At 70.1% G+C, this 12421-nt stretch carries 10 protein-coding genes and 1 tRNA gene; 5 read left to right on the top strand and 6 right to left on the bottom strand.

The features are described 5' to 3' along the window. Positions 1-14 precede the first annotated feature (14 nt). Positions 15-932 (bottom strand): transglutaminase domain-containing protein, encoded by a 918-nt coding sequence (locus ACLQ2T_RS26190; protein ID WP_425769010.1) that lies wholly within the window; start codon positions 930-932, stop codon positions 15-17. Next, complete coding sequence (locus ACLQ2T_RS26185; RefSeq protein WP_425769009.1) at positions 929-1516, bottom strand: hypothetical protein; 588 nt, start codon at positions 1514-1516, stop codon at positions 929-931. Before ACLQ2T_RS26185 ends, ACLQ2T_RS26190 begins: the two co-directional genes overlap by 4 nt. Before the next feature lie 136 nt (positions 1517-1652). Here ACLQ2T_RS26185 and ACLQ2T_RS26180 point away from each other — a divergent pair, with 136 nt between their 5' ends. Continuing rightward, positions 1653-1958 carry a hypothetical protein gene (locus ACLQ2T_RS26180; RefSeq protein ID WP_425769008.1) on the top strand — a complete coding sequence of 102 codons (306 nt, stop codon included), beginning with the start codon at positions 1653-1655 and terminating at the stop codon, positions 1956-1958. A gap of 157 nt (positions 1959-2115) precedes the next feature. Here ACLQ2T_RS26180 and ACLQ2T_RS26175 read toward each other — a convergent pair whose 3' ends face one another. Beyond that, positions 2116-2565, bottom strand: a complete 450-nt coding sequence (locus ACLQ2T_RS26175; RefSeq protein ID WP_425769007.1) for a hypothetical protein — start codon at positions 2563-2565, stop codon at positions 2116-2118. A 1039-nt stretch (positions 2566-3604) separates the two neighbouring features. Here ACLQ2T_RS26175 and ACLQ2T_RS26170 point away from each other — a divergent pair. Together ACLQ2T_RS26170 and ACLQ2T_RS26165 are read left to right on the top strand one after the other, a co-directional pair. Continuing rightward, entirely contained in the window at positions 3605-3961 is a 357-nt protein-coding gene (locus ACLQ2T_RS26170; protein WP_425769006.1) for a hypothetical protein, read from the top strand. Continuing rightward, positions 3958-5076 (top strand): tyrosine-type recombinase/integrase, encoded by a 1119-nt coding sequence (locus ACLQ2T_RS26165; protein ID WP_425769005.1) that lies wholly within the window; start codon positions 3958-3960, stop codon positions 5074-5076. Before ACLQ2T_RS26170 ends, ACLQ2T_RS26165 begins: the two co-directional genes overlap by 4 nt. Positions 5077-5281: 205 nt before the next feature. On the opposite strand, the gene ACLQ2T_RS26160 is transcribed toward ACLQ2T_RS26165, so the two are convergent. From ACLQ2T_RS26160 to ACLQ2T_RS26150, 3 genes are all read right to left on the bottom strand, one after another. Next, positions 5282-6313: a tyrosine-type recombinase/integrase gene (locus tag ACLQ2T_RS26160; RefSeq protein ID WP_425769004.1), complete on the bottom strand. Its 1032-nt coding sequence runs from the start codon at positions 6311-6313 to the stop codon at positions 5282-5284. Beyond that, entirely contained in the window at positions 6310-6636 is a 327-nt protein-coding gene (locus ACLQ2T_RS26155; protein ID WP_425769003.1) for an AbrB/MazE/SpoVT family DNA-binding domain-containing protein, read from the bottom strand. Before ACLQ2T_RS26155 ends, ACLQ2T_RS26160 begins: the two co-directional genes overlap by 4 nt. A gap of 246 nt (positions 6637-6882) precedes the next feature. Further along, positions 6883-6966 (bottom strand) — tRNA-Leu (locus ACLQ2T_RS26150). 185 nt (positions 6967-7151) lie between these two features. Between ACLQ2T_RS26150 and ACLQ2T_RS26145 the strand changes: the two genes are divergently transcribed. Next, entirely contained in the window at positions 7152-9590 is a 2439-nt protein-coding gene (locus ACLQ2T_RS26145) for a tetratricopeptide repeat protein (protein ID WP_425769002.1), read from the top strand. Positions 9591-9776: 186 nt separating this feature from the next. Next, positions 9777-12398 (top strand): fibronectin type III domain-containing protein, encoded by a 2622-nt coding sequence (locus tag ACLQ2T_RS26140; protein WP_425769001.1) that lies wholly within the window; start codon positions 9777-9779, stop codon positions 12396-12398. Positions 12399-12421 lie beyond the last annotated feature (23 nt).

Raw genomic sequence — 12421 nt, 5'->3', positions numbered from 1 at the left:
AAGACCACCGCCCGTCAGATCAATCGAGTGGGAAACGACATGCACACGTTGAAGTGGTCATGGGTGGCCGCCCGGGCGACCTGGCTGGAGAGGCCAACGAGGACCGCGCCCGGTGACCGGTGCGCGGGCCAGCGATCGGCGGCAAGCACACCCCAGCGGATCAGCGCGTTGACCAGTCCCGGCTGGTAGGGCACCCAGCGGTCCTCGACCAAGAACTCCGCCCAGAAATGCTGCATCGAGTACGGTGGCGCGACGATCAGCCCGTACCGGAGACGCACCGCCAAGCCACGCGCGCGACCGCGCTCGGTCAGCAGCCGGGCGATGCCGGCGCAGTCGCCGATGCCGGAGGCGAGTGCGAAACTGGTGTCCCAGCGGAGGATCTCAGGCAGCCGGACCTGCTGAATATGGGTGACATCCTCGATCAGTGCCCGCACGGACGGCGGCGCGTCCGGCCAGTCGTTGCGCAGCTGCACCGTGGCGGTGTGCACCGTCCCGCTTTCGTTTGCGGGTTGGCGCACCCGGATGGTGGTCTCGTCTGGAGTCCGGAGTAAATACTCGCAGTCCGACGCGTGTCCGGGCACCGGGCAGATTGGATTGTAGTTGACCTCGTACCTACGGTTTTCGCCGAGTGGGCGGTCCAGCAACGCGCCCCAGAACCGCATCGCGCCCAGATGCGGCCCCCGCAGGCGCAGGTGCAGTCCCAGGTTCATCAGATCGAGAACGTCGAAGAGCGCCTCTTCCCCATGGGCGACTCGCGGCAGACCGGCCGAGCAGACCGCGTCGGGCACCGGACCGGCGAGGCCGAACTCCCGCCGCGCCTGGACCGGATCGGCCGCGAACCGGCGTGCCGACCACGGGATGCGTCGCAACCGGTGGACGAACTCCACCGCATCGGTGACGATGTCGTCGGAGAGCACCCGCGTGGCCGTCATGTGCGCACACCGTTCGCGGGTATCCGGATGGCGGGAATCGCCCCTCCCACGACGGAGAGTTCCTGCTCGATGAGGAAAAGCACTTCGGTGGCGCAGGCGGTCAGGAAGTCTTGCCCCGCGTCGAAGAGGCGCATGTCGAACTCGCCGCCCCACCGCTCGCGCCAGGCCATGCCGTCGGCCATCGCCGCCTGCCGGCCGTCCGCCGTCGACGCGGCTGCGAAGACCGTCAGGGGTACGGTGGCGGGGCCCAACGGCTCGTAGTTGTCAACCGGTGCGGCTGCTAGAAAGACGTGCAGTGGTGGCCGCTGGGGTCCCGGAATCGCGAGGGCGGGCAGGTGCCGGGCGGCGGCGTCGTGCGCGAAGACGGCGTACCGCGGGCCAGCCTCGGTGGCGGTACGCCGCAGCCGGTCCCGATCGCCCGCGTCCTGTGCGTTCCCGGGACAGGACGCGACGGTTACCCCGAAGCGCGGACGACGAGCGGCCCAGACGGCGTAGACCGCTTCGGCCGCTGGTCCGTCGGCGAGGCAGATCAGGTTGATGGCCGGCTGGTCGCCCTCGACGGGCTCGCGATGAGGCGGGTGCATGTCGATCTCCTGAGGTCTGCCTCGACGGCGCGCTCCTGATGCCTATCTCGACTGCGCGCCGCCCAGCGTGTGTCCCGCGGCGCACAAACTCTCAACCGCGTGCCAGATGGTCGCTGGCGTCGCGAACGTCTGAGGGGTGATCCCACTGGCCGAAGGAACCTACACCCAGCTCGCCGACGGCAGCGGCACCCAAGTCGCCACCTGCCGCCACTGCGGCCACCACATCTACCTCTACCTGCGCCTCGCCGGCAGCCGGAACCCCTGGCGCGGCGGTGAATACGACGAAACCGGTCGCTGCCCCATCGAGGTAGAAGAACGCGCCGGTACACCGGTACCGCACGACCCCGCCGTGACTTTCGCCGAACGCGAACGGGCCATCGCGAGTGCCTCATGCGGCACCGCATACGAACACAGCCTCGCCGTCTGCTCCACACCACTCTGAACCAGGGGGTGCCCCGGCCGGTGCCGTGCGGGCCGGGGCACCCCTTTCGGTGCAGGGTCGCCCCGGGTGATCCGAGGGAAGACAACCCCGATCTGGTGCCACCCGTATCGGCCGCGCTGTGGCGCAGCGGTCCTTCATGCCATTCCATGCGTGCGGATTACGCGGCCTCTACGAAAAGCTCTCCGTCGACCGCCAGAACATCCGCCTGCCGATCGGACAGCACCGCGTAGCCCCGCCGTGCCGCCTCGTAGACGAGATGGGCAAGACTGAGATCTCCGCCAGCACGCGAAAGAAGAGCGTCAACAGCAACCCGGTCGGCAGCCGCGAGTTCGGCGAGCCACGTGTTCGCATCCTGAACGAGATCCAGAAGGCGGTCGGTGTGCTGCGGGACAGCCTCGGCCGCCAAGGCAACGCTTGTGTCACAGACCAGCACGGTCTGCCCGCGACGACGGCACGAGGCCACCATGGCTCCGACAAAGGTGTCGGCCTTCGCGAACGCGATCAGCGCCCCCACGTCGAGAACCCAACCACCCAGCGCGTCGAGACCGTTCCCTGTTCCCCGACACTCGCCAGCGGCACACTCACCCCTGGCCTCGGTCTGCCTCATCGTTCCGTCACCTCCGCCGGCGCCGGCCCTCCCTGGCCGCCGCACCGCGATCAAGGCTCGGAGGCAGGCGCTGCCGGATGGCTACCGCGTGGACGTCGCGATCCTGGTCGCGCGCTGTTCGCTGGCCCGCATCGACCGGTAGCCATCAGGAGGTGCGGCGGATCGGGAACCGTTCCCTAATCTGGCGGCGCTTCGTGCCCAAACCCCGTTGTGTCGCCTTGGGTGGCGCCCCGCGTCATCCGCATTCCGTCGAGCGCTGCTTGTCGTTGGCCGGATCCGATGAGGGTGAGCACCCTGGATCGGGAGGTGACTGGCCTGTTGAGGCGGGAGGCCCCCGTGCGTTGGGGCCGGCCCGATGGGGCCTGCTTGTTCCCTGAATGTCCTCTCGCGGACAGCCACGGCGACCGATCGGTCGGTGGAGGATGGCCGGCAGGAGACTCCGTTCACCGTGGTCTGAGTCCGCCGCTTGGGTCCGACGCTCCCTGCGCTCGCGCCGCCGTTCATCGTTCGCACACAGGGCAGCGGTAGCCGGCAACGCCGCATCCGTCGCTGTGCGTTTCGTCGTGCAGCCGGGGAACAGCGGGTACGCCTGGCCGGCGGCTACCAGCCGGGATGGAACAGGGAATGGCATCGGGAACAAGCTGACCCGGATGGCGATGGAACAGGGAACGGCGGCAACGGCTGTTCCGTACGGCAGATAGCGCCGGAGCCGTTCTGTTCCTGGTAACACCGCCGGTAGCCGTTGGTAGCGCTGCCACCAACGTCGCATGGACAGGCTGATTCTCGTAAGCAGACGAGGGCGCGGCGTAGGCATCGCATGCCGCCACGCGGGCGGCCGAGCTGAGGTGCTCGTCCGTACCCGGCACGCGCCCCTCCATCGAGCCATGGATGTGGGGCTATGTCTATCTCCGATGAGCGTTCTCATTCCGCCTCGGCGGGCTTGCCTCCCGTCGACGTCCCGGCGCCGTACATCGACCGGCTCCGGTCAGCATTGCGGTCAGAGGGTCCGTCGCCCGGTGGGTACGGTCGCAGCCTGCCGATGCCACACCTACGCACGCCTGAGCAACGCAACGCGATGCACTACTCGGTCACCGCGATCGATGTCGACGGTCGCCTTGCAGCCCGGTCGGCCCTGGCGGCGCTACGATGGCAACCTGGACTGCCCGTCGCTGTCACCGCCGCCCAGCACGCCCTTGTCATCACACCGCATGAGAAGAGCACCCATGTGCTCGACCGGCAGGGGCATCTTCGGCTGCCGGCCACCGCACGGCACCTCACCCGGTTGAAAGCAGGAGACCGGCTACTGCTCGCCGCGTCTCTGGACCTGCTCCTCGCATATCCGGTTGCTGTGGTCGACGCGATGGTCCTGGCCTATCACCTCGGAGCCCCACGGTGACGTCGGCGGCGGGTCGTTCCCTCAGCAGCGGCGAGGTGGAGGCCGCACGGCTCATTCTCGCGCGCCTGGGCATCACACCTGAGCAACTGCTCAGTCCGGGCGACGTGGCGCCCCCACCGAGCCGAGAGATGCCCACGTTCACCGAGTACATCGATCGCGTTGCGGACGCGGTTACCCCCGGAACACGTCGCGTCTACGACTCCTACTGGCGACGCGTGCGTGACGCCTGGGGGGATCGTCGATTGAACGAGCCGACCCCGTTGGAGGTCAAGCAACTATCCGAACAGGTGAAGACCGAGGCGATCGTAAGGAGCAACTCCCGCGGAGGTCGTACGGCCTCCGAACACCTGATCTCGGCTCTGAGATGTCTCTACAAGTACGCCGTCGCTGACCGCCTCATCGATGAAACCGAGAATCCAGCCCTGCGGGTAGCCAAACCGCGACGGCTGGCAAGCACACGGAGGGCACTGCCCGAGAAGCAGCTTGCGCAACTGTTCGCGGTAGCAGGCAGCACCGGCAACGACCCCGAACTCGACTCGCTGATACTTCGGCTTCATGCCGAAACAGCGTGTCGCAGGGGCGGCGCCCTCGCACTACGCCCCTGCGACCTCGACGCGGTGCAATGCCTCGTGCGGCTCAGCGAGAAGGGGGAAACCGTTCGGTGGCAGCCGATATCACCGACCCTGGCGCAGCACCTTCTTCTACACGTCGAGGAGCGAGGCGACGGCGATCGTAAGGGCGAGTTGCTTCGTTACCGCAACGGCAACCCGATCACGAGCCGCCGCTATGACCACCTGTTCCAGCGGCTTGGCCTTCACCTTCCATGGGTCGCGACCCAACAGGTAACGGCGCACTGGCTACGCCACACCACCCTGACCTGGGTCGAGCGGAACTTCGGCTACGCCGTCGCGCGAGCCTTCGCCGGGCACGACGGGAAGAGTGACGCCGGTACCACGTCGACCTACGTACGCGCCGATGTGTACGAAGTCGCGCAGGCCCTGGCGGCGCTGACGGGCGAATCCCACCCGCTGGCCGAGCACAAGACAGAGGTTGACGGCCCAGAACAGCGGCTCGGCGGGATGTTCGGCGCGATCACCGGCCGGGGTCTGAGCTAACGAGTCATGGCCCCAGGCTGCGCCTCGTGCGTTGACGGGATCGGCGCGGACTCCGTCCCGCAGAGATGGTTGTCGGGAGCGTTACCGCGTAACGCTCCCGACAACCGTCTGCGACCACCTCAGCCCGATCTCGCGGCTTTGGAAAGCACGCTGCCAGTGATGGCAGACCGCCGCCCCGCGTGACCAGGCGAGTCAACTCGTGTGTCTACGCCAACGGGTGCGGCTCGCTGGTAAGGGCTGCCACGGCGGCGGCTATCTCTTGCAGGCTGGCGCGCACGTAGGTGGTCGTGGTGCCCGTGTCGCCGCCGCTGTCGTTGTGGCCGGCGAACGCGCGGGCGACGGCGTAGCTGAAGTTCCGCTCGACCCAGGTCAGCGTGGTGTGGCGTAGCCAGTGGGTGCTGATCTGCTGGGTCGCTACCCAGGGTAGGTGTCTGCCGATGCGCTCCCACAGGTAGTCGTAGCGGCGATACGTGATCGGCTTGCCGTTGCGGTAACGCAGCAGCGGCGTTGTCGGGGCGGCCGGCCGCTCCTCCACGTGCTGTTGCAGGTGCCGCATCAAGGTAGGCGACACCGGCTGCCAGCGCACCGTCTCCCCCTTCTCGTGCAGCATGATGAGGCACTGATCCGGGTCAAGGTCCGCTGGCCGTAGAGCCAGCGCTCCGCCTCGACGACAGGCTGTCTCCGTGTGTAGCCGCAGCAGCAGGCAGTCCAGAGCCGGATCGTCGCCGGTCGTGGCGGCGACCTGATTGATCTCGGCGAGCCGGGTGTCCGGCACCGCGCGGCGGGTGCTGGGTAGGCGCCGTGGTTTGGCAACCTTACGGGCGGGATTGTCCGCCTCGGCGAGATGCCCGTCGGCGACGGCGTGGTTGTAGAGACACCGCAGAGCCGCGATCAGGTGCTCCGCCGCGCTGCGACCGCCGCGGGCGTTGCGGCGCGTAACGACGTGCGCCTTGACGTGCTCGGCGAGACGCTTGATCTCGGTGGGATCAGGCTCGTCCAACCGCCGGTGGCCCCACTCCTTGAGAACGCGGTTCCAGTAGGAGGCGTAGACCCGGCGGGTACCGGCGCTGACCGCCTCAGACACCACGGGGATGTACTCGGCGAACGTCGGTGCCGGCGGACCCGCAGGCGCGGTCTGTTGAAGGTCGCCCGGTGAGATACCGAGCCGGGACAGCAGCAGCATCGCCGCGTCCAGGTCAGCCTGGCTCGGCCGACTCGAAGATGGCTGCATGGTCATGCCGCCTCACCGTCCAACGCAGCCGTATGAGATGCGGTGATCATTGCGTGCACGGCGGCCGGCGGATGGACCACAAGCCGCCCGACGGCCGGGTCAGCGACCAGCAGGACCCGACTGCCGGCGGTGAGCCCACACCAGTGCCGGACCGTCGCCGGCAACCGAACCTGACCAGGCCGAGTCACCCGGAACGCAGCGTGCGGATCGGCGGTCACGAGCACCAGGCCACCACGCACCCGGACATCCACCCGGGTACCCGGTAGCCAGCCCAGCGCAGGGATAACCACCGCTTCGGTCAGCCGACCATCACGATCGATCGCCGCCATCCCATACAGCACCGTCGGCCGCGCCTCGGGAGCAAGCTGCGCAACCGGCAAGGCACGCCGACCGTTGATCGGCTCACCCCTCGGCCCAGCAGGAATCGAGGGCGGTACAACCGCTGCCACGACCCGGGTAGTCACCACGACCACCCCCGAGACGAGGCGGGGAAGACAACGCTGGGAACTGGAGTCCGGTGGTCAAACGGGTTTGACCACCGGTACGTCACATCACGCAGATATGCGGGGAAACTGTGTCCGAGGGGGGACTTGAACCCCCACGCCCTATACGGGCACTAGCACCTCAAGCTAGCGCGTCTGCCATTCCGCCACCCGGACTTGCTTCGTTCAGCCTACTCTGCCGCCCTCGGTGGTCCACCATCCGAAGGCCAGCCCAGTGGACCGCACGGGGAGTTACTGTACACGCCCCAGATGGATCATGCACATCGGTGTCCGCCGCCCACCGGTGCGCGGAGCAGCCGGGTTGTGGCAGCGCGTAGGACGTACCCGGGTCGGGTAGCGGCATGGCGGCGGTACCCGGCAGCATGGGCCACGTGCCCCATGCCTCTCCCCTGGCCATCACCCAGCAGCGCGCCTTAGCACTGCGCGGGGCGGGCAACCTTGCCGCAGCCCGTGACCTGCTCAGCGACGCCTTCGAGTCTGCCCGACCGCCGTTCGGCAAGGATCATCCGGACGTCCTCAGCACCGCGCACCTGCTGGCTCGACTGCACCGGGAGGCGGACGACCCCAGCGCCGCCCGCCGGGTGCTGGAGGAGGCGTTCGCGGCCGGTGAGCGGCGATGGCCGACCTCGGATCCGCTGATGCTGGCCTTGTCGTACGAGTTGGGGTCCGTCGCGGCCGAGCTGGGTAACCGGCATGAGGCCCGACGGAACTACCTGCGCGTCGCTACCGCCGGCCCCGCCGTGCTCGGTGTGGATCATCCTGCGGTACGGGCGGCCCGCGAGTATCTCGGCGATGCCGCGCCCGCGCTTGCGCCGGCGGTTCCCCCTGCCGGTCAGCCCAGTGCGGTCGGCCCGGCGCCGCATGACGCTCTCGCCGAACCGACGATGTCCTTGGCAGTCCTGTCGACCGCCTGGCAGCCGCACGACGCGGCCACCGCCACCGCCCCGCTGCGTCCGGTGACTCCCGATGTCCCGGCCGTCCCCCCGGTGCCCGTTGTGTCGCCTCCCGCGCCGACGGTCCCGCCGGTGCCGTCGCCCTCCCCGAGGGTCGTGCCGCCGGTCACGAGCGCGCCACCCGTCAGCAGCGCACCGCGGGTCAGTGCGCCGCCGGCTCCGGTGCGACCGGCACCGACGGTGCCGCTGGTGCCCGCCCCCAGGACCGGCTACCACGATGAGCCCACCCGGCCTTTCGTGCCCGTCCCGGCGCTACCTGAGGCGGGTGCGCCGGCGGAGGGGTCATCCGCGGCGGGGTCCCGCACGGCACCGTTGCCGGGGGCGGTGGAGGACACGGAAGCGATCGGCAGGCCGACGACATCACTGCCTACCGACCCGGTGCAGCAGGGTGTCGACCGACCGGCAGGGCCGGCCACGCCGCAGTGGGCGAATCCCACGATCGCGGTCCAGCAGATCGGGCCGCTGTTGGCCGAGGAGGCGGCCCGGCGCGGCCCCGGTGAGCAGGTCAGGACACCGGGGGTCCATGCCTCCTCACCCACCAGCGGACCACCGAGCGCCGGCTCGCCCACCAGCGCGGCACCGGCCAGCGCGACCCCCGTCAGCGCACCACCGGACAGCGGACCACCGGTCAGCGGGCCACCGAACAACGCGGCGCCCGTCAGCGCACCACCGAGCAGCGGGCCACCGGACAGCGCGGCGTCCGTCAGTGCACCGCCTTCCGCACCAACCGTCGATCTGTCCCGGCCGCAGTCTCCGAGGCACCAGGTGCCCGGGTTCGGCGGGGCAGGAGGATCCGCGCCGGGCGGCCCACCGGCGCACGAGTTGACCGCCGCCCTGCCCCAGCCGGGACCGACCAGCGGCCCTCCGGGCCGGGTGCCGTTCCCGTTCGGAACGGCCGGTGCGCAGCCGGACCAGCACGGCATGATCACCCCATCCGGTCCCGGGCCGGTCGATGGACCATCGCCGTACGGTCCGACCGGTGGGGCGCGACACGGTTACCCGGTCAGCAGCCCACCCGGGTCGCCCCTGGGTGACGGTCAGCAGCAGTACCCGGGTAGCGCCTACCCGCCGGAGCCCGCGCCTTCTGCCTACCCCCAGCACCCGCCCGCAGCTCAGGCCTACCCACCACCGACGCAGCAGACGCACCCGACTCCCGCACAGCAGCAGGCGTACTCACCACCCGCACAGCAGGCAGGCCCACCGCCCGGGCAGCACACGTACCCGCCACCGGGGCAGCAGGCGTACCCCCCGGCATCGCCCTCGGCTGCACCCGGGCAGCCCGGGGCCTATCCGACGGCGCAGGCCTATCCCCCGCCCGTCTCCGGTGGGCCGGCCCACTCGGGGGGATGGGGGCAACAACCGGCCCAACCGGGGTACCAGGGGGAGCCGGCGCGTGGCCGTAGTCGGGCGGCGGTGGTGGTGGCGGTGATCGCGGTGGTGGTGGCGCTCGCGGCGGTGATCGGGGTCGGGTTGATGCTCCTCGATCGGTGGTCCGGCGCTACGCCGACAACACCAACCTCGTCGGGGCAGCCGCAGGGCGGTGCGCCGCCCACCCAACTCGTGTTGCGCGACGACACCGCCACGATCACGTTGACCTGGACCGACCCGGCGGACGGGCTGGTGCCCTTCATGGTGGCCGGGGGGCGCTCCGGTCAGCCGCTGGGGGTGATGGCCACCGTGAGTCCCGGGGAGACCAGGTACACCGTGAACGGACTGAATTCCCGGGTGGACTACTGCTTCACCGTGCTCGCCGTCTACGGCACCGACCAGTTCGCCACCTCCGGCCAGGTGTGTACCAGCCGCAAGAGCGACGGTCCGGCCGACTGACCGGGGCACCGTCGCGGTCCGACAGTGCAGCCAGGACACGCCGACGACACGCCACCCTGGGTGTCCGGCAGCGGACAATGCGGGTACCCGGCGTTCGTAGCGTGACCATATGATGGCTCCCGGCTCAGGGGAGGGGTCGCCGTACGGGGGGCGCCACCTGCCAGGACGACACGGGAGGCGCCAGCTATGGCGATCATGGACGAGGTCGATCCGGCCCGCGCGACCCGATCCCGGTCCCGACTGCGGGGTGGTCTGGTCACCGTGGCCACGGTGCTGGCCCTCCTGGCGGCGATGGGCCTCACCGTGCTCGGACTGGGTTCGGCGGACAATGCGGTGGCCAGCTACGACGCCAGTTCCTGGTTGTGGAGTGCGACCCGCAGCGAACTGGCCCGGGTCAACGGGGTGACCGCCCGGGTGGACACCCGGATGGAGGTGCCCGCCGCCCGGCGGCACCCGATGCAGGTGGTGCAGACGGATCGGATGCTGGTGCTGCGTGACCTGCACACCGGTCAGATCAGCGCCCTGGACCTGGCCACCTTGCAGATCACCGCGACCACCCCGACCACCCCCGGGCTGGGGGTCAGTGTGGCCTTGCACGAGGATGCCGCGTTCGTGGTGGACGCGGTGCAGGGTGTGGTGCGGCAGTTGGATCCCCGGTCCCTGGCCCCGGTGGGTGAGCCGGTGCGGTACCCGCCGGGTATCACCGGTGGCACCTTCGACGGTAAGGGTCGGTTGTGGATCGCGGTGCCGGCCGAGGGCACGGTGTCGGCGATCACGGCCGCCCGGCTGCCCGCCTCGGCGGCAGCGGATGCGTCGGTCTCCCCCAGCAAGGTCGAGACCCATGACGTGGCCGAGCCCAGCCACGAGTTGGTGGTCTCCACCCTGGATGACGGGGTGGCGGTGCTGGATCGTACGGCCGGGAGTCTGGTCACGGTGGTCCGTGGGGAGACCCGTCGTACCCCCTTGGGTGAGCAGTTGGCCCGGCCGGGCACCTTGCCGACGCGCACCAGCGGACCGGTGGTGCCGGTGACGGTGCCCGGTGAGCGGCAGGTGCACGCGGTCACCGAGGGCGAGGTGCGGTCGTTCACGGTGCCGGGTGAGGGTGACCGGTTGGGTGCCGCGGTGGCCTGGGCGGGTCGCATCTACTGTGCCGACGACGCGGCCGGGGTGGTGTACGCCTTCGACGCGACCGGCCAGGTGGTGGACACCATCCGGGGCCGTTGGGGTGGGCCGCTGGAGTTGGAGGTGCGGGAGAACCACCTTTTCATCAACGCGCCGAACGCGGCGACCGCCCGGGTGGTCAACGACCGGCACGAGGTGCGTGAGGTCGACAAGTACGCCAATGACGTGCTCGGTGGTGACCCGCCGGAGGAGGCGCCGCCACCCCCGCCTCCCCCGCCGAAGAAGCCCCAGGTCAGCAAGCCGGGGGCGCCGCGCAGCGTGACCGCCTCGGCCGGTGACGCGCAGGCGCGGGTGAGTTGGCGCCCGGCGGCGCCCAACGGTGCGGAGATCACCCGTTATGTGGTGGAGGGTGCCGGGCAGCGTCTGGAGGTGGGTGCCAACCAGCGGTCGGTGCAGGTCAAGGAGCTGACCAACGGGGAGACGTACACCTTCTCGGTGCATGCGGTGAACGCGAAGGGTGCGGGTCCGTCCCGCAAGAGCAACCCGGTCACCCCGACCGCGGAGGTGCCGGACCCGCCGACGAGCGTCTCCGCGCAGGCCCGGCCGGACGGCACCGTGGTGGTGAAATGGCCGGAGGCGAACGGGCAGGGCAACAAGATCGCCCGGTACGCGGTGACGGCCACCTCGGCGGGTGCGAACGCCCCGGCCGGGGAGTCCGAGGGCACCGAGTTGGTGATCGAGGCCGGCGAGTTGGAGTACGGCACCCAGTACGCCTTCACCGTGGTGGCGGTAGACGACAAGGGTGCGGCGTCGGAGTCTTCGCCGGTCAGCGACACCGTGGTGCCGTTCACCGTCCCCGGGGAGCCGGTGGAGTTGACCGCCAGCACGGTGGCGGACCGGCCGGGCACGGTGGCGGTGCAGTGGGCACCGGCGGAGGCCAACGGCCGGCCGATCACCGGGTACCTGGTGGAGGTGGGCGACAAGCGCACCGAGGTCACCGACACCCGCACGCGGGTGGAGGGCCTGGGTGACGGGCAGAACGTGACCGTCCGGGTCCGGGCGGTCAACGAGGCCGGTGAGGGGCCGCAGGCGACGACGACGGCGCGGACGGTGGCCCCGCCCCGGGTGACCGTGACCGGCTCCTCGGCGACCGCCACCTCGGCGACGGTGGCCTTCACGGTGGATGCCGGCGGTGGGCAGGCGACCTGCACCCTGACCCGCTCCGGTGAGCCGGCCGTCAGCGGCCCGTGTTCGCGGATCACCATGGATGGACTGACCCCGGGTACCCGTTACACCTTCACGGTTACGGCCACCAACGCTGCCGGGTCGGGTACGGCCACCCGGGCCCAGCAGACCGACGCCCTCTACGGCATCGCCACCTGTGTCAACGGCAGCGAGCCGGAGCAGCGCACCTACTGCGACCGGGACCGCGACGGCCGCAACGGCAACGAGATCTTCTCGGTGCCCCGGCAGGACAACGACCGGCAGGTCGGCTGGGCCAAGCCGGGGACCCGTCTGAAGGCGCTGTGCCGGGTCCGCGGCGAGGAGGTGTACGCGTACGTCTACAACGACGACAAGCGCAGCACCTGGTGGGTGCGGGTCGAGTACAGCGGACGCAACTACATCCCGTGGGTCTGGTTGAACCTGGAGGGCGGCGACAAGATCAACGTCCTGCCCACCTGCTGATCCGCCCCCAGGCAAGGAGCACC

Origin of the sequence: Micromonospora sp. DT229 (assembly GCF_049844505.1) — a bacterium.
Classification (GTDB): Bacteria; Actinomycetota; Actinomycetes; order Mycobacteriales; family Micromonosporaceae; genus Micromonospora.
This window is presented reverse-complemented; position numbering and strand designations above follow the sequence as displayed.

Coding starts and splice junctions, on each gene's coding strand:
- ACLQ2T_RS26145 (WP_425769002.1), top strand. CDS start 7,152: ATGGCGGCGGTACCCGGCAGCATGGGCCACGTGCCCCATGCCTCTCCC.
- ACLQ2T_RS26170 (WP_425769006.1), top strand. CDS start 3,605: ATGCCACACCTACGCACGCCTGAGCAACGCAACGCGATGCACTACTCG.
- ACLQ2T_RS26160 (WP_425769004.1), bottom strand. CDS start 6,313: ATGACCATGCAGCCATCTTCGAGTCGGCCGAGCCAGGCTGACCTGGAC.
- ACLQ2T_RS26190 (WP_425769010.1), bottom strand. CDS start 932: ATGACGGCCACGCGGGTGCTCTCCGACGACATCGTCACCGATGCGGTG.
- ACLQ2T_RS26155 (WP_425769003.1), bottom strand. CDS start 6,636: ATGGCGGCGATCGATCGTGATGGTCGGCTGACCGAAGCGGTGGTTATC.
- ACLQ2T_RS26175 (WP_425769007.1), bottom strand. CDS start 2,565: ATGAGGCAGACCGAGGCCAGGGGTGAGTGTGCCGCTGGCGAGTGTCGG.
- ACLQ2T_RS26185 (WP_425769009.1), bottom strand. CDS start 1,516: ATGCACCCGCCTCATCGCGAGCCCGTCGAGGGCGACCAGCCGGCCATC.
- ACLQ2T_RS26140 (WP_425769001.1), top strand. CDS start 9,777: ATGGCGATCATGGACGAGGTCGATCCGGCCCGCGCGACCCGATCCCGG.